Genomic DNA, 22141 nt, shown 5'->3' with positions numbered 1-22141 from the left:
TGTCAGCCCTCCTGCTGCGTTTCTGCCGGAGCAGCAGTGGCGGCGACAGCTGCGCTGTCGACCGGCTCGCCGCTCGGCGTCTCGGCCTGCTGCGCGATGGTGGTCGCAGCAGCCCGACCGGCCTCGGTGCCACCAGCCGTGGTGCCGGACGAACCCGACCGGCCACGGCGCGGACGCTCGGGACGGTCGCCGCGCTCACCACGACGCGGGCGGGACGGACCGGCCTCGGCCGGAGCTTCCCGGCCCGGGACGGCGTCGCCCTTGTAGATCCAGACCTTCACACCGATCCGACCGAACGTCGTACGGGCCTCGAAGAAGCCGTACTCGATGTTGGCCCGCAGCGTGTGCAGCGGAACCCGGCCCTCACGGTAGAACTCGGTCCGGCTCATCTCGGCGCCGCCGAGGCGACCCGAGACCTGAACCCGGATGCCCTTGCAGACCGGGTTCTTCATCGCCGACTGCATGGCCTTGCGCATCGCCCGACGGAAGCTGACCCGGCTGGACAGCTGCTCGGCCACGCCCTGCGCGACCAGCTGAGCGTCCGACTCGGGGTTCTTCACCTCGATGATGTTCAGCTGAACCTGCTTGCCGGTGAGCTTCTCAAGCTCGCCGCGGATCCGGTCGGCCTCCGCACCCTTACGGCCGATGACGATGCCCGGCCGGGCGGTGTGGATGTCGACCCGGACCCGGTCGCGGGTGCGCTCGATGTCGACCTTGGAAATCCCGGCACGCTCGAGGCCCTTGGACATCATGCGGCGGATCTTGACATCCTCGCCGATGTAGTCCTTGTAGAGCTTGTCCGCGAACCAGCGGGACTTCCAGTCGGTCGAGATGCCGAGCCGGAACCCAGTGGGGTGAACCTTCTGACCCATTACTCGGCGTCCTCCGTCTTGCTCTGCGCTTCGGCCGGTGCGGCCTCCGTGGCCGGGGCGGCCTTCTTCGCCGCGGCCTTCCTCGGCGCTGCCGGCGCGACCGCTTCGACCGCCACAGTGATGTGGCAGGTGCGCTTGCGGATTCGGTACGCCCGACCCTGCGCCCGCGGCTGGAACCGCTTCATCGTCGGGCCCTCGTCCACGAAGGCCTCGCTGACGAGCAGCGCGTCGGGGTCCAGCCGCTCGTTGTTCTCCGCGTTGGCGATCGCGCTAGCGAGCACCTTGTACACCTGCTCGCTCGCAGCCTGCGGCGCGAACTGCAGCACCGTGAGCGCCTCCTTCGCGGGCAGGCCGCGGACGAGGTTGACCACCCGGCGCGCCTTCATCGGCGAGATGCGCACGTGCCGCGCAACCGCCCGCGCGCCCGGAAGCACCGGAGCGTCGCCCTTTCCTGGCATCGCTGTAACCCCTTGTTCCCTCTATCCGTATGCCCGCGGCGTCAGCGCCGACGGCTCTTCCGGTCGTCCTTCTCGTGACCCTTGAACGTGCGGGTCAGCGCGAACTCGCCGAGCTTGTGCCCGACCATCGCCTCGGTCACGAACACCGGGACGTGCTTGCGTCCGTCATGAACGGCGATCGTGTGCCCCAGCATCTCGGGGATGATCGTCGAGCGCCGCGACCAGGTCTTGATCACGTTCTTGGAGCCCTTGTCGTTCTGAACTTCCACCTTCTTGAGCAGGTGGTCGTCGACGAACGGGCCCTTCTTCAGGCTGCGAGGCATGTCTTATCTCCCTCAGCCGCGCTTACGCGTGGCGTAGCGGCGGCGGACGATCAGCCGGTCACTCGGCTGGCCCTTACGGCGGGTGCGGCCCTCGGGCTTACCCTGCGGGTTGACCGGGTGGCGACCACCGGAGGTCTTACCCTCACCACCACCGTGCGGGTGGTCGACCGGGTTCATGGCGACACCACGGACGGTCGGGCGCTTGCCCTTCCACCGCATCCGGCCGGCCTTACCCCAGTTGATGTTCGACTGGTCGGCGTTGCCGATCTCGCCGACGCTTGCGCGGCAGCGAACGTCCACCCGCCGGATCTCGCCGGACGGCATACGCAGGGTCGCGTACGCGCCCTCGCGGCCGAGCAGCTGGATGCCGACGCCGGCGGAACGGGCCAGCTTGGCCCCGCCACCCGGACGCAGCTCCACGTTGTGGATCGTGGTACCGACCGGGATGTTGCGCAGCGGCAGGTTGTTACCCGGCTTGATGTCGGCGCCCGGGCCGGACTCGACGCGGTCGCCCTGCTTCATGTCCTTCGGCGCGATGATGTACCGCTTCTCGCCGTCGGCGTAGTGCAGCAGCGCGATGCGCGCCGTGCGGTTCGGGTCGTACTCGATGTGAGCGACCTTCGCCGGCACGCCGTCCTTGTCGACCCGCTTGAAGTCGATCAGACGGTACTGACGCTTGTGACCGCCACCGTGGTGCCGCGTGGTGATCCGGCCGTGGGCGTTACGCCCGCCCTTCTTCGGCAACGGAGCCAGCAGCGACTTTTCCGGCGTGGACCGGGTGATCTCGGCGAAGTCAGCGACACTCGAGCCACGTCGGCCCGGCGTCGTCGGCTTGTACTTACGGATAGCCATTGTCTACACCCCTCAGCTGACCGGGCCGCCGAAGGCCTCGATGCGGTCACCGTCAGCCAGCTTCACGATCGCCCGCTTGGTCGCCTTGCGCTGACCGAAGCCGGTCTTGGTGCGCTTGCGCTTACCCTGGCGGTTGAGCGTGTTGACCGTCAGGACGCGGACGTTGAAGATCTGCTGGATAGCGATCTTGATCTCGGTCTTGTTCGCGTCCGGGTGCACCAGGAAGGTGTACCAGTTCCGGTTCAGCTCGCTGTAGCTCTTCTCCGAGACGACCGGCGCCACGATGATGTCGCGCGGGTCGGCGATCGTGCTCACTTGCCACCCTCCTCGGTGGTCTCGGCGGGCACGCCCAGGAACTCGTCCAGGGCGTCCTTGGTGAAGACCACGTCGTCGGCCACGAGCACGTCGTACGTGTTCAGCTGGCCGGACTCGATCAGGTGCACGCGCGGCTCGTTGCGCAACGACACCCAGTTCAGCTCGTCGGTGCTGCTCAGCACGACCAGGACCCGACGGGCCTCGGTGAGCTTGGTCAGCGTGGCCAGGGCCGCCTTGGTCGACGGCTTCTCGCCCGAGACGAACGCCTCGACGACGTGCACCTGCCCGGCGCGGGCCCGGTCGGAGAGGGCACCCCGCAGAGCGGCGGCCTTCATCTTCTTCGGGGTCCGCTGGCTGTAGTCGCGCGGCACGGGACCGTGCACGACGCCACCGCCGGCGAACTGCGGCGCGCGGATCGAGCCCTGCCGGGCGCGACCGGTGCCCTTCTGCTTGTACGGCTTCTTGCCGCCACCGGCGACCTCGCCGCGGGTCTTGGCCTTGTGCGTGCCCTGTCGGGCCGCCGCGAGCTGGGCCACCACGACCTGGTGCATCAGCGCGACGTTGGCCTGCACGTCGAAGATGTCCTCCGGCAGCTCCACGGAGCCGCTGGTGGTGCCTTCGACGGTGCGCACGTCAACGGTGGTCACTTGGCCGCACCGCCCTTCTTCACCTTGCTCTTGGCCGCGGTACGGACCAGAACGAGCGCGCCCTTGGGACCAGGAATGGCACCCCGGACGAGCAGCAGGTTGTTCTCGGTGTCGACCGCCTGGACGGTGAGGTTCTGCACGGTGTACCGAACGCCACCCATACGGCCGGCCATCCGGGTGCCCTTGAAGACACGACCCGGAGTGGCGCAGGCGCCGATGGAGCCGGGCGAGCGGTGCTTGCGCTCGACGCCGTGCCCGGCGCCCAGGCCGTGGAAGCCGTGCCGCTTCATCGGGCCGGCGTAGCCCTTGCCCTTGGTCTTGCCGGTGACGTCGATGGTGACGCCGGCCGGGAACTCCTCGACAGTGACTTCCTGGCCGAGCGAGTATTCCCCAGCGTCAGTGGTGCGCAGCTCGACGATGTGCCGGCGCGGCGCCACGTCCGCCTTGGCGTAGTGCCCGCTGATCGGCTTCTTGACCTTGCGCGGGTCGATGGTGCCGTACGCGAGCTGGACCGCGGAGTAACCGTCCTTCTCGGCGCTACGAACCTGGCTGATGACGCACGGGCCGGCCTCGACCACGGTCACGGGAACAACACGGTTGTTCTCCCAGACCTGGGTCATGCCGAGCTTGGCGCCCAGGATCCCCTTGACTTGCCTGTCCATTTGTCCGGTCCCTACAGCTTGATCTCGATGTCGACGCCAGCCGGCAGGTCGAGGCGCATGAGCGAGTCGACCGTCTTCGGGGTCGGGTCGATGATGTCGATCAGCCGCTTGTGCGTGCGCATCTCGAAGTGCTCGCGCGAGTCCTTGTACTTGTGCGGCGAGCGGATAACGCAGAAACGGTTGATCTCCGTGGGCAGCGGCACCGGGCCCGCGACCTGCGCCCCGGTGCGCGTCACCGTCTCGACGATCTTCCGAGCCGAGGAGTCGACGACCTCGTGGTCATAGGCCTTGAGCCGGATGCGGATCTTCTGTCCCGCCATGGTGGCTTCTGTTCCTTCTCTCGATGCCGCTGTGTTGCGGGCGCCTGTACCGGCTGGCACAGGCCCACTTCGCCGACCCCCGCGGTCGGGCGTGTCGCGCCCTCGGGCCGAGCTCCGCCCCTAGGTACCGGAGTGGTGCCGACCGCACGGGGGGTCAAGGCGCCGATCGCATTACCGCGACCTGAACGCCGTGCGAGGGTGGTTGGCGACTGGGCCGCCAACCACCCTACGCTCGACTGCCTCGCCACCCGGAGGTTCAGCGAAAGCCGAACACAGGCGACGAACTGTCGTTACGCAACCTGACTAGTATGCCGCACGACCGGCGGCGGGTCTAATCGGGGTTACCTAGTTCACTTGTTAATCTTGGTGACGAACCCGGCGCCGACGGTGCGGCCACCCTCGCGGATCGCGAACTTGAGGTTCTCCTCCATGGCGATGGGCTGGATCAGCTTCACCGACATGGACGTGTTGTCACCCGGCATGACCATCTCGGTGCCCTCGGGGAGGGTGACGACACCGGTGACGTCAGTGGTCCGGAAGTAGAACTGCGGACGGTAGTTCTGGAAGAACGGGGTGTGACGGCCACCCTCCTCCTTGGAGAGGATGTAGACCGTCGCCTCGAACTCCGTGTGCGGGGTGTTCGAGCCCGGCTTCACGACGACCATGCCGCGCTCGACCTCGTCGCGCTTGGTACCACGCAGCAGCAGGCCGACGTTCTCGCCTGCGCGGGCGTCGTCCAGGGTCTTCCGGAACATCTCGATCGCGGTGACCTTGGTCTTGAAGCTCTTCTCCTTGATACCGACGAGCTCAACATCCTCGTTCGGCAGGAGAACGCCGCGCTCCACGCGACCGGTGACGACGGTGCCACGACCGGTGATCGTGAAGACGTCCTCAACCGGCATCAGGAACGGCTTGTCGACCTCGCGCTCCGGCTGCGGGATCGAGGTGTCGACAGCGGTCATCAGGTCCAGCAGCTTGCCGGTCCACTCGGGGTCACCCTCGAGGGCCTTCAGCGCCGAAACCCGAACGACCGGCAGGTCGTCACCCGGGTACTCCTGCGAGGAGAGCAGCTCACGGACCTCGAGCTCGACGAGCTCCAGGAGCTCCTCGTCATCGACCATGTCGCTCTTGTTGAGCGCCACGACGATGTACGGCACACCGACCTGACGGGCCAGCAGCACGTGCTCGCGGGTCTGCGGCATCGGGCCGTCGGTCGCCGCGACCACCAGGATCGCGCCGTCCATCTGCGCGGCACCGGTGATCATGTTCTTGATGTAGTCGGCGTGCCCAGGGCAGTCGACGTGCGCGTAGTGCCGCGACTCGGTCTGGTACTCGACGTGCGCGATCGAGATCGTGATGCCGCGGGCCTTCTCCTCCGGCGCCTTGTCGATCTCGTCGAACGGCGTGTAGGGGTTCAGGTCCGGGTACTGGTCGTGCAGGACCTTGGTGATGGCCGCCGTCAGCGTCGTCTTACCGTGGTCGATGTGACCAATGGTGCCGATGTTGACGTGCGGCTTAGTCCGCTCGAACTTAGCCTTCGCCACTGGTGTCCTCCTGTGGACTTCTTGGTTCGTACGCCCGGCGCGCCGGTCGGCGCTTAGGACTCTGTCGACAGCCTTTCCGGCCTGACGGCCGGAGAGCCTTTGTGGGTTCTGCGGCGATGAAGCCTACAGGCCCGGTCTCACGCGATCCGATCGTGGTGGCCGCGGGCGGGTGAACCCTCCCGCGACCAACCACGAATCACCTGCTCAGAGCGCTACTCGCCCGTTGCCTTGGCGATGATCTCCTTCGCGACGCTCTGCGGAACCTCGGCGTAGGAGTCGAACTGCATGCTGTAGCTAGCCCGGCCCTGGGTCTTCGACCGCAGGTCGCCGACGTAGCCGAACATCTCCGACAACGGCACCAGGGCCCGGACGATGCGGGCGCCGCTGCGCTCCTCCATCGCCTGGATGATGCCGCGGCGGGAGTTGAGGTCACCGATGACGTCACCCATGTTCTCCTCAGGAGTGGTGACTTCAACGGCCATCATCGGCTCGAGCAGTGCCGGATCGGCCTTGCGGGCCGCGTCCTTCATCACCATCGAGCCGGCGATCTTGAATGCCATTTCCGACGAGTCGACCTCGTGGTACTGGCCGTCCAGCAGGGTCAGCTTCACGCCGACCAGCGGGAAGCCCGCCAGGATGCCGTACTGCAGCGCGTCCTGCGCACCGGCGTCCACCGAGGGGATGAACTCCCGGGGGATGCGGCCGCCGCTGACGGCGTTGGCGAACTCGTAGGTCGGCGAGTCGTTGTCCAGCGGAAGCGGCTCGACGCTCACGATCACGCGGGCGTACTGGCCGGAACCACCGGTCTGCTTCTTGTGGGTGTACTCGACCTTCTCCACCTTGCGGCGGATGGTCTCGCGGTACGCCACCTGCGGCTTGCCGACGTTCGCCTCGACGTTGAACTCGCGGCGCATCCGGTCGACCAGGATGTCCAGGTGCAGCTCACCCATGCCGGAGATGACCGTCTGACCGGTCTCCTCGTCCAGCTGGACGCGGAAGGTCGGGTCCTCCTCGGCCAGGCGCTGGATGGCCGTGCCCAGCTTCTCCTGGTCGGACTTGGTCTTCGGCTCGATCGCCACCGAGATGACCGGCTCCGGGAAGGTCATGGACTCCAGGATGACCGGGTTCGCCGGGTCGGAGAGAGTGTCGCCGGTGGTGGTCTGCTTGAGACCCTGCACGGCGATGATGTCGCCGGCCTGCGCCGACGGACGCTCTTCCCGCTTGTTGGCGTGCATCTGGTAGATCTTGCCGATCCGCTCCTTGCGGTCCTTGGTGGAGTTGACCACCTGGGAACCGGAATCGAGCGTGCCGGAGTAGACCCGCACGTAGGTGAGCTTGCCCAGGTGCTTGTCCGTCTGGATCTTGAAGGCCAGGCCGGAGAAGGGCTCCGAGTTGGACGGCTTACGCAGCAGCGGGGTCTCGCCGTCGGTGGCCGTACCCTCGATCGCCGGAACGTCCAGCGGCGACGGCAGGAAGTCGACCACGGCGTCGAGCATGGGCTGAACGCCCTTGTTCTTGAACGCCGAGCCGCAGAGCACCGGGTTGGCCTTGCCGGCGATGGTCGCACGCCGGATGGCGGCCTTGATCTCCTCGGCGGAGATCTCATCGCCCTCCAGGTACTTCTCCATCACCGCGTCGTCGACGTCGGCGAGGGTCTCCATCAGCTTCTCGCGCCACTCGGCCGCGGAGTCGGCCAGCTCGGCCGGGATCTCCTCAACCGCGTAGTCCTCACCCTTCTGGGTCTCCCCGCGCCAGGTGAGCGCGCGCATGCCGATCAGGTCGACGACACCGATGTGGTCACCCTCGAGCCCGATCGGGATCTGGAGCACCAGCGGGGTGGCGTTCAGCCGGTCGATCATCATCTGCACGCAGCGGAAGAAGTCGGCGCCGGTCCGGTCGAGCTTGTTGACGAAGCACATACGCGGGACGTTGTACTTGTCGGCCTGCCGCCAGACGTTCTCCGTCTGCGGTTCCACGCCGGCGACACCGTCGTAGACCGCTACCGCACCATCCAGGACCCGCAACGACCGCTCGACCTCGACCGTGAAGTCGACGTGGCCAGGCGTGTCGATGATCTGGATCGTGTGGTCTTTCCACTCACACTTGGTAGCAGCGGAGGTGATGGTGATACCACGCTCCTGCTCCTGCTCCATCCAGTCCATGACGGCAGCGCCCTCGTGGACCTCACCGATCTTGTACGTGATGCCGGTGTAGAACAGGATTCGCTCGGTGGTCGTGGTCTTACCGGCATCGATGTGCGCCATGATGCCGATGTTGCGTACCTTGGCGAGCGCGTCTGCGGCGGCCACTTCAATCCCTACTTATCGTCGTCTCGACTCAACTGGTGGCGGTTCCGGCGCCCGGAGGCGCCGGAACCAGGGTGTTACCAGCGGTAGTGCGCGAAGGCCTTGTTCGACTCGGCCATCTTGTGCGTGTCCTCGCGCCGCTTGACGGCGGCACCGAGGCCGTTGCTCGCGTCCAGCAGCTCGTTCATCAGCCGCTCGACCATGGTCTTCTCGCGGCGGGCGCGGGAGTACGTGACCAGCCAGCGCAGGCCCAGGGTGGTCGCCCGGGTCGGGCGGACCTCGACCGGAACCTGGTAGGTGGCGCCACCGACACGACGGCTGCGCACCTCGAGGGTCGGCTTGACGTTGTCCATCGCCCGCTTGAGGGTGACGACCGGGTCGGTGCCGGACTTCTCGCGGCAGCCCTCGAGGGCCGCGTACACGATGGACTCGGCGAGCTGACGCTTGCCGCGGAGCAGGATCTTGTTCACCAGCTGGGTGACCAGCGGCGAGTTGTACACCGGGTCAGCGACCAGTGGCCGCCGCGGAGCGGGTCCCTTACGCGGCATGTCAGCTCTTCTCCTTCTTCGCGCCGTAACGGCTGCGCGCCTGCTTGCGGTTGCGGACACCCTGGGTGTCCAGCGAGCCGCGAACGATCTTGTAACGCACGCCGGGGAGGTCCTTCACCCGGCCACCGCGGACGAGCACGATCGAGTGCTCCTGCAGGTTGTGACCGACGCCGGGGATGTAGGCGGTCACCTCGATCTGGCTGCTGAGCTTCACGCGAGCGACCTTGCGCAGCGCCGAGTTCGGCTTCTTCGGGGTGGTGGTGTACACGCGAGTGCACACGCCGCGCCGCTGAGGGGAACCCTTCAGCGCCGGGGTCTTGGTCTTGGTCGTCTTCGCCTGGCGGCCCTTTCGGACCAGCTGCTGGATCGTGGGCACCGGGTTTCTCCGCTCCCTTCGGCCGCATCCGCGGCCGCGCCGTCTGCTCGTTAGCCGGCCTGATGACCGGCTCTCCTACATTCCGACCAGGGTCGCCTTGCGGAGACCCCGGCACCCGCGGTCGGGCGTGTCGCCCTCGTCACGGCCCCGTTGCGGACGCTCTCGCGTTCGTACCGGGTTTTGTCACCGGCGCGCGGGTCGCCCCGCCCCGGATCTTTGGCTTGTCGTGCCGCCGTCCGTAAGCCGGAAACAGCGCACGCACGAGTTGCCCGGGCATGCCCGGGCACAAGGGGAAAGAGTACCTACCACAACCGCCCAGGTCAAAACGGAATGGCCCGGCGACTGTCTCATACCCGCCGGCCGGATCTCGTCCTGCCTCGTCGCCCGCGATGGGCACCTACGAACACAAGTGTAACGGCTTCCCCGCAGAAGCACCCATCGCCCCCGGGGTGACCGCAAGCCTTCCGCGGAAAACCCCTGTCAGGTGCCGGATCTCTCGGTGATGACTCTCACGTCAGGGTCAGAAGCAGGGCAAGACCCAGGCCCAGCAGGCTGAGCAGTGCTCCCGCCGCGCCGCAGCTGATCCCGGCCATCGCCAGCCCGCGGCCGGTGAACTGGACCGCGGAGGGCGCGGTCGGCCGCCGGATCTGCCGCCGGCCGAGCAGCCCGACGACGACGGCCGCCCCGCCGGCCAGCACACCCAGCGCGGCGAACGCCCCGGAGGCCCAGGCCCCGCCGTCGTTCTTGAAGGCCACTCCGAAGCAGATCACCAGAAGTGAGACCAGAAGTGAGGCGATCCCCGCCGCCAGCGCCCCGATGGCCAGCCCGGAGGTGACCGGTGCCACGTCCAGGTGCACGACGCCGAACGGCGTACCCGAAACCCCCTCCACCCGCTTCGGCGGCCGGCGTTGGTCGTCGGTGGGCGGCGGCACCGAACGCCCCGACGGGCCACCCCACCCCGGGCCGTGCCCCGGCGGCGGGCCCCAGCCGGGCGGCGCCCCGTGCCCGGACGACGGCGGGCCCCAGCCGTACGGCGCAGCCGGCCCAGACGGGGACGGGCCCCACCCAGGCGGCGCAGACGGCGCAGCGGACGACGGACCCCACCCGGCCGGCACGCTCGGCGCAGACGAGGACGGACCCCAGCCGTAGGGCACTCCCGAACCGGCCGCCGGCGGGCCCCAGCCGGGCGGCACACCCGGCCCGGAGGTGGGCGGGCCCCAGCCCTGCGGCGTCGAGGTCGGGGCGCTGGAGACCGGGTAAGGCTGGTCGGAGCCGGGCGTCGGGGTCGCGCCCCAGCCGTTCGGACCCCAACCGGGGGGTGGTGCCGCAGGGGGTGGCGGGCCCGGGATGGACGCCGGTGGGTGCGGCTCGCCGCTCGGGCCGGGTCGCGCCCAGTCGCTCGGCTCGGATGGCGGAGCCGGAGGGTCCGGCGGGCCGGCCGGTTCGTCCGCAGGGGGCCGCGCCGGTTCCGTCACGAGGTCCTCCTGTCGAAAGGCCGCCACCGACACACGGCGGACACCGGCCAGGCTACCGCCGCGAGCACCGCCGCCCGCGCCGGGCGCGGCCACCGGTGGCTCAGTCCATGTTCGCCGGGTAGTCGTGGCCGAACGGGGCGCCGGCCAACCGGACCACCCCGATGACCACCGCGGCCACCACACTGACCGCGACCAGCACCAGGCCGGTCCAGGCCATCCACTCCCCCCGTCGCAGCCAGACGCCGCCGGTCAGGAAACCCCCCGAGGCGTACGCCTCCCGGCGCGCCTGCCGTGCCAGTTGCAGAGCCACCGTGGCCGGCACCACGCCACCGATGAACAGCCCGGTCAACATGCCGAGCAGGCCCAGCGCGAAGACCGCCCGTGCCTTCGTGGCGCGGGCCGGGTCCGGGTCCAGCGGGTGGCGCACGCCCTGCTGGGCGACGGACACCTGCCCGGGTGCGGTCGTCATCCCCCCATCATGCCGAACCCGGCCCAGGGGTGGGTCGGCACGGACACGACGAGGCCCCCGGCTTTCACCGGGGGCCTCGTCGTGTTACTGGTGCTTAGCGGTACGACCCGAAGTCGAAGTCGTCCAGCGGCACGGCCTGCCCGCTGGCCGGCCCGAACCCGTAGTCGGTCTCCGGGTAACCGGTCATCGAGTAGACCTTGGCCTTGGCCTCCTCGGTCGGCTCGACCCGGACGTTGCGGTACTTGCTGATGCCCGTACCGGCCGGGATGAGCTTTCCGATGATCACGTTCTCCTTGAGGCCGACCAGGGAGTCGCTGCGCGAGTTGATCGCAGCGTCGGTCAGCACCCGGGTGGTCTCCTGGAAGGAGGCCGCCGAGAGCCAGGAGTCGGTGGCCAGCGATGCCTTGGTGATACCCATCAGCACCGGACGACCAGCGGCGGGCTCGCCGCCCTCCGAGACGAGCCGGCGGTTCTCCGACTCGAACAGCGCCCGGTCGACGAGCACACCCGGCAGGAACTCGGTCGAGCCGGAGTCGATGACCGTCACCCGCTTGAGCATCTGGCGGATGATGATCTCGATGTGCTTGTCGTGGATGAGCACACCCTGCGAGCGGTAGACCTCCTGGACCTCACTGGTCAGGTGGACCTGGACCGCCCGCGGACCCATGATCCGCAGCAACTCGTGCGGGTCGATGGTGCCCTCGGTCAGCTTCTCGCCGACCGCGACGTGACCGCCGTCGTGGGTACGGAGCTTGACCCGCTTCGAGATCTTGTCGTAGACGATCTCTTCGCTGCCGTCGTCCGGCACCACGATGATCTTGCGCGAGCGCTCGCCGTCCTCGATCCGGATCTTACCGGGGGTGTCGGCGATGGGCGCCTTACCCTTCGGGACCCGAGCCTCGAAGATTTCCTGAACACGCGGCAGACCCTGGGTGATGTCCTCACCCGCGACACCACCGGTGTGGAAGGTACGCATCGTCAGCTGCGTACCGGGCTCACCGATGGACTGGGCGGCGATGATGCCGACCGCCTCGCCTATGTCGACCGACTTACCGGTCGGCAGCGACCGGCCGTAGCAGGCCGCGCAGACGCCCAGCTTCGACTCGCAGGTGAGCACGCTGCGCACCCGGACCGTCTCCACACCAGCGGCGACGATCTTGTCGACCCCGATGGAGTTGATGTCCTGACCGCGCTCCGCCACCACGGTGCCGTCCGGCCCCTTGATGTCGTCGGCGAGGGTCCGGGCGTGCACGCTGGTCTCGGCGTGGGTGTGGACGACGAGCTTGCCGTCCAGCTTCTCGCCGATCTGCATCGGGATCGCCCGGTCGGTGCCGCAGTCCTCTTCGCGGATGATGACGTCCTGCGAGACGTCCACCAGACGACGGGTCAGGTAACCCGAGTCGGCGGTCCGCAGCGCGGTGTCGGCGAGACCCTTACGGGCACCGTGCGTGGAGATGAAGTACTCCAGCACGGACAGACCCTCCCGGTAGCTGGCCTTGATCGGCCGCGGGATGATCTCGCCCTTGGGGTTGGCCACCAGACCACGGATCGCCGCGATCTGCCGGAGCTGGAGCAGGTTACCGCGAGCACCCGAATTGATCATCTTCCACAGCGGGTTCTCCTGCGGCAGCGCGGTGTCCATCTCCTTGGCGACCTCGTTGGTCGCCTTGGTCCAGATCTCGATCAGCTCGCCGCGACGCTCCTCGGCGGTCATCAGACCACGCTGGTACTGCTTGTCGATCTGGTCGGCGTCCTTCTCGTACTTCGCCAGGATCTCCGCCTTGCGCGGCGGAGCGATGACGTCCTCCATGCCGATCGTCACGCCGGACCAGGTGGCCCAGTGGAAACCGGCCTCCTTGAGCCCGTCCAGGGTGGCGGCCAGCGCCACCTTGGGGAAGCGCTCGGCGAGGTCGTTGACGATCGCGGAGAGCTGACCCTTGCGGATCTCGTAGTTCACGAAGCGGTAGCCCTGCGGCAGCGTCTCGTTGAACAGCACCCGACCCAGGGTGGTCTCCACGGTCAGCGGGTCACCCTCGACCCAGCCCTCCGGGGCGCTCCACGCCTCGGAGCCGTTGCCGTTGTCGACACCGACCACGCCGCGCAGGCGGATCTTCACCGGCGCCTGCAGGTGCAGCTCGCCGTTGTCGAAGGCCATCCGCGCCTCGGCGTCCGAGCTGAACGCCCGGCCCTCGCCCTTCTCACCGGCGGTGAGGTGGGTGAGGTGGTACAGACCGATGACCATGTCCTGGGTAGGCATGGTGACCGGCTTACCGTCGGCCGGCTTGAGGATGTTGTTCGACGACAGCATCAGGATCCGCGCCTCGGCCTGGGCCTCGGCGGACAGCGGCACGTGCACCGCCATCTGGTCACCGTCGAAGTCGGCGTTGAACGCCGTGCAGACCAGCGGGTGGATCTGGATCGCCTTGCCCTCGACCAGCTGCGGCTCGAAGGCCTGGATGCCCAGACGGTGCAGGGTCGGCGCCCGGTTGAGCAGCACCGGGTGCTCGCCGATGACCTCTTCCAGCACGTCCCACACGACCGGGCGCTGACGCTCGACCATCCGCTTGGCGGACTTGATGTTCTGCGCGTGGTTGAGGTCGACCAGCCGCTTCATCACGAACGGCTTGAACAGCTCCAGCGCCATCTGCTTGGGCAGACCGCACTGGTGCAGCTTGAGCTTCGGGCCGACCACGATGACCGAACGGCCGGAGTAGTCGACGCGCTTGCCCAGCAGGTTCTGGCGGAACCGGCCCTGCTTGCCCTTGAGCATGTCGGACAGCGACTTGAGCGGGCGGTTACCCGGGCCGGTGACCGGCCGGCCGCGACGGCCGTTGTCGAACAGCGCGTCGACGGCCTCCTGGAGCATCCGCTTCTCGTTGTTGACGATGATCTCGGGCGCGCCGAGGTCGATCAGTCGCTTGAGGCGGTTGTTCCGGTTGATCACGCGGCGGTACAGGTCGTTCAGGTCCGAGGTCGCGAAGCGGCCACCGTCGAGCTGCACCATCGGGCGCAGGTCCGGCGGGATGACCGGGACGCAGTCCAGCACCATGCCGAGCGGCGAGTTGCGGGTGTTCAGGAACGCCGCGACGACCTTGAGTCGCTTGAGCGCCCGGATCTTCCGCTGGCCCTTGCCGGACCGGATGGTCTCCCGCAGGCTCTCGGCCTCGGCGTCGAGGTCCATGTTCTGGACCAGCGCCTTGATCGCCTCGGCGCCCATGGAACCGGTGAAGTACTCACCGAACCGGTCGCGCAGCTCGCGGTAGAGCAGCTCGTCGGTGACCAGCTGCTTCGGCTCCAGCTTGCGGAAGGTGTCCAGCACCTCGTCCAGGCGGTCGATCTCGCGCTGGGCCCGGTCGCGGATCTGGCGCATCTCGCGCTCTCCGCCCTCCTTGACCTTGCGCCGGACGTCCGCCTTGGCACCCTCGGCCTCCAGCTCGGCCAGGTCGGCCTCGAGCTTGGCGGCCCGCTTCTCGATCTCCGAGTCGCGGCTGTTCTCGGACTGCCGCTTCTCGGCCAGGATCTCGTTCTCGATCGTCGAGAGGTCGCGGTGACGCGACTCCGCGTCCACGCTCGTCACGACGTACGAGGCGAAGTAGATGATCTTCTCGAGGTCCTTGGGAGCGAGGTCCAGCAGGTAACCCAGCCGGCTCGGAACGCCCTTGAAGTACCAGATGTGGGTCACCGGAGCGGCGAGCTCGATGTGCCCCATCCGCTCACGGCGGACCTTCGAGCGAGTCACCTCGACGCCGCAGCGCTCACAGATGATGCCCTTGAACCGGACGCGCTTGTACTTACCGCAGTAGCACTCCCAGTCCCGCTGCGGACCGAAGATCTTCTCGCAGAAGAGCCCGTCCTTTTCCGGCTTCAGGGTGCGGTAGTTGATCGTCTCAGGCTTCTTGACCTCGCCGTGCGACCACTGACGGATGTCGTCGGCGGTGGCGAGACCAATGCGCAGCTCGTCGAAGAAGTTGACGTCGAGCACTATGTCCCCTATGTCGTCGTCTGTACTGCTAATTCTCGGGTGGGGTCGGGGGCCGGCGAGCCGGCCCCCGACCGCTCACCTCAGACCTCTTCGACCGAGCTCGGCTCGCGCCGGGACAGGTCGATGCCCAGCTCCTCAGCGGCCCGGAACACCTCGTCGTCGGTCTCGCGCATTTCCAGGGCCACACCGTCGCTGGAGAGCACCTCAACGTTGAGGCACAGCGACTGCAGCTCCTTGAGCAGCACCTTGAACGACTCCGGGATGCCCGGCTCCGGGATGTTCTCGCCCTTGACGATGGCCTCGTAGACCTTCACTCGGCCGAGCACGTCGTCGGACTTGATCGTGAGCAGCTCCTGCAGGGCGTAGGCAGCGCCGTACGCCTGCATCGCCCAGCACTCCATCTCACCGAAACGCTGACCACCGAACTGCGCCTTACCACCCAGCGGCTGCTGCGTGATCATCGAGTACGGGCCGGTCGAACGAGCGTGGATCTTGTCGTCGACCAGGTGGTTGAGCTTCAGGATGTAGACGTAGCCGACCGCGATCGGGTCCGGCAGCGGCTCACCGGAACGACCGTCGAACAGCTGCGCCTTGCCGGTACGACCGATCAGCTGCTTGCCGTCCCGGTTGGGCAGGGTCGACTCGAGCAGACCGGAGATCTCCTCCTCGCGAGCACCGTCGAAGACCGGGGTGGCCACGTTGGTGTCGCCCTCGGACTCGTGCGCGTCGATCGAGCGCAGCTGACGCTTCCAGTCGGCGTCGTCACCCTCGACCTTCCAACCGGTCTTGGCGACCCAACCGAGGTGGGTCTCCAGCACCTGGCCGATGTTCATCCGGCTCGGCACACCGAGCGGGTTGAGCACGATGTCGACCGGGGTGCCGTCCTCAAGGAACGGCATGTCCTCGATCGGCAGGATCTTCGAGATGACGCCCTTGTTGCCGTGCCGGCCGGCGAGCTTGTCGCCGTCCTGGATCTTGCGCTTCTGGGCGACGTAGACCCGGACCAGCTCGTTGACACCCGGCGGCAACTCGTCGCCGTCCTCGCGGGAGAACGTGCGCACACCGATGACCGTGCCGGTCTCGCCGTGCGGCACCTTCAGCGAGGTGTCCCGAACCTCGCGCGCCTTCTCACCGAAGATCGCGCGGAGCAGGCGCTCCTCCGGGGTCAGCTCGGTCTCACCCTTGGGCGTGACCTTGCCGACCAGGATGTCACCGGGGACGACCTCGGCGCCGATCCGGATGATGCCGCGCTCGTCGAGGTCAGCGAGCATTTCCTCGCTGACGTTCGGGATGTCGCGGGTGATCTCCTCCGGACCGAGCTTGGTGTCCCGGGCGTCGACCTCGTGCTCCTCGATGTGGATCGAGGTGAGCACGTCCTGCTGCACGAGGCGCTGCGACAGGATGATCGCGTCCTCGTAGTTGTGGCCCTCCCAGCACATGAACGCCACCAGCAGGTTGCGTCCGAGTGCCATCTCGCCCTCGTCGGTGCACGGACCGTCGGCGATGACCTGACCGGCCTCGACGCGGTCGCCCTCGAAGACGACCGGCTTCTGGTTGACGCAGGAGCCGGCGTTGGAGCGGCGGAACTTGTGCAGCAGGTACGTCCGGCGGTGGCCGTCATCCTGGTGGATGGTGACGTAGTCGGCGCAGAGATCCTCGATCACACCGCCGACCTCGGCGACCACCACGTCGCCAGCGTCGACAGCGGCCCGGTACTCCATGCCCGTACCCACGAGCGGCGCCTCGGCCTTGACCAGCGGCACCGCCTGGCGCTGCATGTTCGCGCCCATCAGTGCCCGGTTGGCGTCGTCGTGCTCGAGGAACGGGATCATGGCGGTCGCGACCGAGGTCATCTGCCGGGGCGAGACGTCCATGTAGTCGACGGCACCGGGGACGACGTCCTCGGTCTCGCCGCCCTTACGACGGCAGAGCACCCGGTCCTCGGCGAACGTGCCGTCAGCCTTCAGGCGCGCGTTGGCCTGGGCCTTGACGAACCGGTCCTCCTCGTCCGCGGTCAGGTAGTCGATCTGGTCGGTGACCCGACCCTCGACGACCTTCCGGTACGGCGTCTCGATGAAGCCGAACGGGTTGACCCGGGCGAAGGTGGACAGCGCGCCGATCAGGCCGATGTTCGGGCCTTCCGGCGTCTCGATCGGGCACATCCGGCCGTAGTGGGACGGGTGCACGTCGCGGACCTCGAAGCCGGCCCGCTCCCGGGACAGACCACCCGGGCCGAGCGCGCTCAGCCGACGCCGGTGGGTCAGGCCCGCCAGCGGGTTGGTCTGGTCCATGAACTGGGACAGCTGGGACGTCCCGAAGAACTCCTTGATCGCCGCCACCACCGGGCGGATGTTGATCAGGGTCTGCGGGGTGATCGCCTCGACGTCCTGCGTGGTCATCCGCTCGCGGACGACCCGCTCCATCCGGGACAGGCCGACCCGAACCTGGTTCTGGATCAGCTCGCCCACGGTACGGAGGCGCCGGTTGCCGAAGTGGTCGATGTCGTCGGCCTCGTAGCCGTCCTCACCGGCGTGCAGCCGGCACAGGTACTCCACGGTGGCGACGATGTCGTCCTCGGTCAGCGTGCCGGTGGTGATCGGCACGCCAACTTCCAGCTTCTTGTTGAACTTGTAGCGCCCGACCTTGGCGACGTCGTACCTCTTCGGGTTGAAGAAGAGGTTGTCGAGCAGGGTCTGGGCGTTCTCGCGCGTCGGCGGCTCGCCAGGGCGCAGCTTGCGGTAGATGTCGAGCAGAGCCTCGTCGGCGCCGGCGATGTGGTCCTTCTCGAGCGTGGTCATCATCAGCTCGGACCAGCCGAACTTCTCACGGATCCGCTCGGCCGACCATCCGATGGCCTTGAGCAGGACGGTGACGGCCTGCCGACGCTTGCGGTCGATGCGTACGCCGACCGTGTCGCGCTTATCGATGTCGAACTCCAGCCAGGCACCCCGACTCGGGATGACCTTGACGCTGGAGAGGTCGCGGTCGGAGGTCTTGTCCGGCTGCTTGTCGAAGTACACGCCCGGAGACCGGACGAGCTGGCTGACCACGACGCGCTCGGTGCCGTTGATGACGAAGGTGCCCTTGGGCGTCATCATCGGGAAGTCACCCATGAACACCGTCTGGCTCTTGATCTCGCCAGTGGTGTTGTTGGTGAACTCCGCGGTCACGAAGAGCGGAGCGCAGTAGGTCAGGTCCTTCTCCTTGCACTCCTCGATCGAGGCCTTGACCTCGTCGAAGCGCGGCGCTGAGAAGGAGAGCGACATGGTGCCGGAGAAGTCCTCAATGGGACTGATCTCTTCAAGGATCTCCGCGAGACCCGATCGTGCGTGCGGGTCGTCCGCCGACCGGCCCTGCCAAGCCTCGTTGCCGACGAGCCAGTCGAAGGACTCGTTCTGAATGGCAAGGAGGTTGGGGACCTCGAGGTGTTCGGTGATCCTGCCGAATGAAACTCGGCGGGGAGCGAATGCGCTCGACGTACGACTGGTCTTCGCAGGGCGGGAAGCTGCCAAGATGCGTCCTTCCGAGGACCGGTGCTGCAGAACGGCTGGTACGCGTGCACTCCAATGACCCCACCAGAAATATCCGTAAACGGACATTTCCGAGCAGGGGTCAAGTCGGAAGGCAGCGCAAACTAGCAGTGTAGCCGAGAGGCTAACCGCTGTCCAGCCCACCCCGCAGGTTGTTTGCGGAGCGCGCCTCGGCCCCCGTCAACCGGGGTCTGCCGGGCCGCTCAGAACGCAACTCCCCACTGGGCCGCTCGGGTTACAGCGGCCGATGGTGCCGTCGCTGTCATACCCACGTCGTGGCCGTCGCAAGCGCGGTGTCTTGCTGGTGTCAGCGTGCCTGGCAGCCCCGGGCCGCGTCAAGGGCCGGTATCCGGGTTGTCCCCTGTTTCCCACTGGAGGGCGACCCGCCACGCTCGTTCGGGTCAAGGGTACCCATGGTCGGCGCCCAGCTCAGGACCGGTCGCAGCCAGATCCACCAAAACGGCGGGCGGTGATCCGTGTCGGATCACCGCCCGCCGCTACGCGATGGTGTCCCAGCTCACGAGCCGGGTACGCGTTGGTGGAACGTCAGGTCACTTGAGGGTGACCTTGGCGCCCTCACCCTCGAGCTTGGCCTTCGCCTTGTCGGCGGTCTCCTTGTTGACCTTCTCCAGGATGGCCTTCGGCGCGGACTCGACCGCGTCCTTGGCCTCCTTGAGGCCCAGGCCGGTCAGCTCACGCACGACCTTGATGACCTGGATCTTCTTGCCACCGTCAGCCTCGAGGATGACGTCGAACTCGTCCTGCTCCGGCTCGGCCTCGGCCGCAGCGGCGCCGCCGCCACCACCCTGGGCGATCGCGACCGGAGCGGCAGCGGTGACCTCGAAGGTCGTCTCGAACTGCTTCACGAACTCAGAGAGCTCGATCAGCGTCATCTCCTTGAACGCGTCGAGCAGCTCGTCGGTGCTGAGCTTCGCCATATCTGGCGTCCTTTCCTGATTCTGTTAAGTAAGAACTGGTGCGCCGTGGGGGCCTCAGGCCGCCTCGGCGCCCTCCTTCTCGCGCTTGTCCTGCAGTGCAGCCGCCAGACGGGCGGTCTTCGACAGCGGGGCCTGGAACAGGGCCGCGGCCTTGCTCAGGTTGCCCTTCATCGCGCCGGCCAGCTTGGCCAGCAGCACCTCGCGGGACTCAAGGTCGGCGAGCTTCGTGACCTCGGCCGCGGTGATGGCCTTGCCCTCGAAGACACCGCCCTTGATGACGAGCTTCGGGTTGGCCTTCGCGAAGTCGCGAAGCCCCTTCGCCGCCTCGACGACGTCGCCCGAAACGAAAGTCAGCGCGGTAGGACCGGTGAACAGCTCGTCGAGGCCGGTGATGCCCGCGTCCGTCGCAGCACGCTTGGCCAGCGTGTTCTTCGCGACCGTGTAGCTGGTATCGGCGCCGAGCGAGCGCCGAAGCTGGGTGAGCTGGGAAACCGTCAGACCGCGGTACTCGGTCAGCACGGTGGCGCCCGAGCTGCGGAAGCTCTCGGTCAGCTCAGCGACGGCCGTGGCCTTGTCGGCCCGGATCGGCTTGTCCGCCATGTCCCTCCTCTCTCGTTACTCGAGGCTGGTCCCCGTCTCGGCCGAAGCCGGAACGGGGGCGGAGGCAGCGCGACAACGAAAAAGCCCCGGCGCAGGGCGCACGGGGCGAGGGCCGGCGGATCGTCATGGTCGGCGGACCATGCTCACTGCCGAGTTACGCTTGCCGCCCTACGCGGGTCGCCCGTTGTCGCGGGACCTTCGACCGTGCCGAAACACGGTGACCAGCGGTCTCTGGGTGGTTCCTCATCCATGAGAACACGGATGACGGTTGAAGAGTACGCGCCCCGACCAGCAGCGCCAAATCGCGCCCGGTGAGCCGCGTCACCCACGCCAGTGCCGGTCAGCCCTGGGCCCGCCGACGCCACAGGTAGCCGCCGACGACAGCGGCGCTCCAGGCCGACGCCCACCCGCTCAGCCCCAGCACTGTCAGCGCGGCGGCGTCGCCGGCGGTGGTGCGAGCGGCCGCCATGATCGGCGGTGCCAGCCAGGGGGCGACCGAGCCGGTCAGGCCGAACACCACCGCGCCGACCCCGCCGAGGGCCAACACCGCGACGCCGTACCCGGCGCCGCCCACCGACGCCCGGCTGGCCAGCGCCCCAAGAGCAACCGCAGCGGGTACGACCAGCACGTGTGCCCACAATCCCAGCGCCAGCCCGACCGGAATCGACCGGTCCCCCGGGTCGACCGGGCCGGACACCCCGCCGACCAGCCACGGAAAGAGCAGCGCGACGGTCACCGTCGCCAGCGCCGCCACCGCGGCGGCGAGCAGCCCGGCCAACCGCTCACGGGCCACTCCGACCGTCACCTGCGCCAGTCGACGCTGCACGTCCGGCTCGACGTCCAACAGGATCTTGGTCTGCCAGGCGAGCACCGGAAAGAGCACGACCGCGGAGACCCCGTACGCCTCCGCCGGCTGGGCTCGGCCACCGCCGTAGAGGGTGCCGAGCGTGATCAGGCCGGCGAGCAACGGCGCCAACGCCCGGCCGGTTCGCAGGAAACCGGCCAACCGCATCCGGACCAGGGCGCTCACCGGGTCTCCCCCGCTGCCGACTCGACAGCGGCGTCAGCGGCCTCCGGCTGCTCCGCCGTCAGCTCCCCGGCCATCCCCAGCGACGGCTCGGCGGGTCGGGCGGCACCGGCCGACCGGAGCGGCTCGACGGGTAGGGCCTGGGACGCGGCGGTGGAGGCGTCGGAGCGTACCCGCAGCACCTGGTGGCCCTCGGCGCGCAACCGGGCGACGGTGCCGGCAACCCGCGCGGCCGGCACCGCTACCTCGACCACCGCGATCGTCTCGTCCGTCGACGACGTCTCCTCGGAGAGCGCGCCGTCGGCCACCAACCAGCGGCGCGCGGCCGGGAGCCGGACCGTCTCGCCGCGGTGGTCGCTGACCAGGACGGACCCGTCGGCGGCGAGCACCTCGGCGATCAGCTCGGGCACCAACTCGCGGGTGGCGGCGTCCAGACCCTCCCACGGCTCGTCGAGCACCAGCAGGCCCGGTGGGCGCAGCAGCGCCTGGGCCAGGCCGACCTTCTGCGCGGTGCCCTTGGACAGCTCCGGCAGCCGGACCGAGCGGAAGGCGGACAGCCCGAGCCGGTCCGTCCAGGAGGTCACGGCCTCGTCGGCCGCAGCCCTGCCCAGCCCCGCCACCCGGGCCATCCCGGTCAGATAGCGGGTCACCGTGAACGGTTGGTCCGCGGGGAAACGCTCCGGCACCCAGCCCACCCGCGCCGGCCGGTCGGTGACCCGGCCCCGGCCCGGGCGGAGGACCCCCGCGGCCACCTGGAGCAGCGTCGACTTGCCCACCCCGTTGCGGCCCAGCACGATCGCCACCTCGCCGGGACCGATCCGCACGTCGATGCCTTGCAGCACCCACGGCCCCCGCCGGTGGTACCGCAACCAGACGTTCTCCAGCCGCATGGCGTCG

The 22141-nt window shown here is 68.3% G+C and carries 20 protein-coding genes; all 20 read right to left on the bottom strand.

What is annotated here, in order from left to right; translation table 11 throughout:
• Positions 1 to 2 precede the first annotated feature (2 nt).
• Positions 3 to 872: a 30S ribosomal protein S3 gene (gene rpsC / locus PSH03_RS11860; protein WP_091402401.1), complete on the bottom strand. Its 870-nt coding sequence runs from the start codon at positions 870 to 872 to the stop codon at positions 3 to 5.
• Complete coding sequence (rplV, locus tag PSH03_RS11855; protein WP_007465297.1) at positions 872 to 1330, bottom strand: 50S ribosomal protein L22; 459 nt, start codon at positions 1328 to 1330, stop codon at positions 872 to 874. Before rplV ends, rpsC begins: the two co-directional genes overlap by 1 nt.
• A gap of 41 nt (positions 1331 to 1371) precedes the next feature.
• On the bottom strand, positions 1372 to 1653 hold the full coding sequence (rpsS, locus tag PSH03_RS11850) for a 30S ribosomal protein S19 (RefSeq protein ID WP_007465299.1): 282 nt from the start codon (positions 1651 to 1653) through the stop codon (positions 1372 to 1374).
• 12 nt (positions 1654 to 1665) lie between these two features.
• Positions 1666 to 2505 (bottom strand): 50S ribosomal protein L2, encoded by an 840-nt coding sequence (gene rplB / locus PSH03_RS11845; protein ID WP_088950237.1) that lies wholly within the window; start codon positions 2503 to 2505, stop codon positions 1666 to 1668.
• A 12-nt stretch (positions 2506 to 2517) separates the two neighbouring features.
• The gene (rplW, locus tag PSH03_RS11840; protein ID WP_007465304.1) at positions 2518 to 2820 is read right to left on the bottom strand and encodes a 50S ribosomal protein L23; all 303 of its coding nucleotides are present in this window, start codon (positions 2818 to 2820) and stop codon (positions 2518 to 2520) included.
• Positions 2817 to 3467 carry a 50S ribosomal protein L4 gene (rplD, locus tag PSH03_RS11835; RefSeq protein WP_030489587.1) on the bottom strand — a complete coding sequence of 217 codons (651 nt, stop codon included), beginning with the start codon at positions 3465 to 3467 and terminating at the stop codon, positions 2817 to 2819. Before rplD ends, rplW begins: the two co-directional genes overlap by 4 nt.
• Positions 3464 to 4129, bottom strand: coding sequence for a 50S ribosomal protein L3 (gene rplC / locus PSH03_RS11830; RefSeq protein WP_091402403.1), 666 nt, complete (start codon positions 4127 to 4129; stop codon positions 3464 to 3466). Before rplC ends, rplD begins: the two co-directional genes overlap by 4 nt.
• A gap of 11 nt (positions 4130 to 4140) precedes the next feature.
• Entirely contained in the window at positions 4141 to 4449 is a 309-nt protein-coding gene (rpsJ, locus tag PSH03_RS11825; protein ID WP_007073037.1) for a 30S ribosomal protein S10, read from the bottom strand.
• 350 nt (positions 4450 to 4799) lie between these two features.
• Positions 4800 to 5993, bottom strand: coding sequence for an elongation factor Tu (gene tuf / locus PSH03_RS11820; protein WP_030489585.1), 1194 nt, complete (start codon positions 5991 to 5993; stop codon positions 4800 to 4802).
• A gap of 212 nt (positions 5994 to 6205) precedes the next feature.
• Positions 6206 to 8302, bottom strand: a complete 2097-nt coding sequence (gene fusA / locus PSH03_RS11815; protein ID WP_210784126.1) for an elongation factor G — start codon at positions 8300 to 8302, stop codon at positions 6206 to 6208.
• Between the two features lie 74 nt (positions 8303 to 8376).
• Positions 8377 to 8847, bottom strand: coding sequence for a 30S ribosomal protein S7 (gene rpsG, locus PSH03_RS11810; RefSeq protein WP_007465317.1), 471 nt, complete (start codon positions 8845 to 8847; stop codon positions 8377 to 8379).
• A gap of 1 nt (position 8848) precedes the next feature.
• Positions 8849 to 9223 carry a 30S ribosomal protein S12 gene (gene rpsL, locus PSH03_RS11805; protein ID WP_007465318.1) on the bottom strand — a complete coding sequence of 125 codons (375 nt, stop codon included), beginning with the start codon at positions 9221 to 9223 and terminating at the stop codon, positions 8849 to 8851.
• A 509-nt stretch (positions 9224 to 9732) separates the two neighbouring features.
• On the bottom strand, positions 9733 to 10113 hold the full coding sequence (locus tag PSH03_RS11800) for a hypothetical protein (RefSeq protein WP_210784145.1): 381 nt from the start codon (positions 10111 to 10113) through the stop codon (positions 9733 to 9735).
• Positions 10114 to 10798: 685 nt separating this feature from the next.
• Complete coding sequence (locus PSH03_RS11795) at positions 10799 to 11167, bottom strand: hypothetical protein (RefSeq protein WP_210784125.1); 369 nt, start codon at positions 11165 to 11167, stop codon at positions 10799 to 10801.
• A 94-nt stretch (positions 11168 to 11261) separates the two neighbouring features.
• Complete coding sequence (locus PSH03_RS11790) at positions 11262 to 15149, bottom strand: DNA-directed RNA polymerase subunit beta' (protein WP_210784124.1); 3888 nt, start codon at positions 15147 to 15149, stop codon at positions 11262 to 11264.
• A gap of 80 nt (positions 15150 to 15229) precedes the next feature.
• Positions 15230 to 18661, bottom strand: a complete 3432-nt coding sequence (rpoB, locus tag PSH03_RS11785) for a DNA-directed RNA polymerase subunit beta (RefSeq protein ID WP_091402413.1) — start codon at positions 18659 to 18661, stop codon at positions 15230 to 15232.
• A 569-nt stretch (positions 18662 to 19230) separates the two neighbouring features.
• Positions 19231 to 19617 carry a 50S ribosomal protein L7/L12 gene (gene rplL, locus PSH03_RS11780; RefSeq protein ID WP_030489578.1) on the bottom strand — a complete coding sequence of 129 codons (387 nt, stop codon included), beginning with the start codon at positions 19615 to 19617 and terminating at the stop codon, positions 19231 to 19233.
• A 54-nt stretch (positions 19618 to 19671) separates the two neighbouring features.
• Positions 19672 to 20217 carry a 50S ribosomal protein L10 gene (gene rplJ / locus PSH03_RS11775; protein ID WP_112584808.1) on the bottom strand — a complete coding sequence of 182 codons (546 nt, stop codon included), beginning with the start codon at positions 20215 to 20217 and terminating at the stop codon, positions 19672 to 19674.
• A 340-nt stretch (positions 20218 to 20557) separates the two neighbouring features.
• Complete coding sequence (locus PSH03_RS11770) at positions 20558 to 21247, bottom strand: hypothetical protein (protein ID WP_238689126.1); 690 nt, start codon at positions 21245 to 21247, stop codon at positions 20558 to 20560.
• Complete coding sequence (locus PSH03_RS11765; protein ID WP_238689125.1) at positions 21244 to 22134, bottom strand: ABC transporter ATP-binding protein; 891 nt, start codon at positions 22132 to 22134, stop codon at positions 21244 to 21246. The genes PSH03_RS11770 and PSH03_RS11765 overlap by 4 nt, the downstream gene beginning before the upstream one ends.
• Between the last annotated feature and the right edge of the window lie 7 nt (positions 22135 to 22141).

The sequence above is a fragment of the Micromonospora salmantinae genome (genome assembly GCF_022230905.1).
GTDB lineage: Bacteria > Actinomycetota > Actinomycetes > Mycobacteriales > Micromonosporaceae > Micromonospora > Micromonospora salmantinae.
This window is presented reverse-complemented; position numbering and strand designations above follow the sequence as displayed.

What these genes read in the sequence shown, in the direction of transcription:
- PSH03_RS11795 (WP_210784125.1), bottom strand. Translation starts at nt 11,167, where the DNA reads ATGACGACCGCACCCGGGCAGGTGTCCGTCGCCCAGCAGGGCGTGCGC.
- rplJ (WP_112584808.1), bottom strand. Translation starts at nt 20,217, where the DNA reads ATGGCGGACAAGCCGATCCGGGCCGACAAGGCCACGGCCGTCGCTGAG.
- rplV (WP_007465297.1), bottom strand. Translation starts at nt 1,330, where the DNA reads ATGCCAGGAAAGGGCGACGCTCCGGTGCTTCCGGGCGCGCGGGCGGTT.
- rplB (WP_088950237.1), bottom strand. Translation starts at nt 2,505, where the DNA reads ATGGCTATCCGTAAGTACAAGCCGACGACGCCGGGCCGACGTGGCTCG.
- rpsC (WP_091402401.1), bottom strand. Translation starts at nt 872, where the DNA reads ATGGGTCAGAAGGTTCACCCCACTGGGTTCCGGCTCGGCATCTCGACC.
- rpsJ (WP_007073037.1), bottom strand. Translation starts at nt 4,449, where the DNA reads ATGGCGGGACAGAAGATCCGCATCCGGCTCAAGGCCTATGACCACGAG.
- rplL (WP_030489578.1), bottom strand. Translation starts at nt 19,617, where the DNA reads ATGGCGAAGCTCAGCACCGACGAGCTGCTCGACGCGTTCAAGGAGATG.
- rpsS (WP_007465299.1), bottom strand. Translation starts at nt 1,653, where the DNA reads ATGCCTCGCAGCCTGAAGAAGGGCCCGTTCGTCGACGACCACCTGCTC.
- PSH03_RS11765 (WP_238689125.1), bottom strand. Translation starts at nt 22,134, where the DNA reads ATGCGGCTGGAGAACGTCTGGTTGCGGTACCACCGGCGGGGGCCGTGG.
- rplC (WP_091402403.1), bottom strand. Translation starts at nt 4,129, where the DNA reads ATGGACAGGCAAGTCAAGGGGATCCTGGGCGCCAAGCTCGGCATGACC.
- rpsG (WP_007465317.1), bottom strand. Translation starts at nt 8,847, where the DNA reads ATGCCGCGTAAGGGACCCGCTCCGCGGCGGCCACTGGTCGCTGACCCG.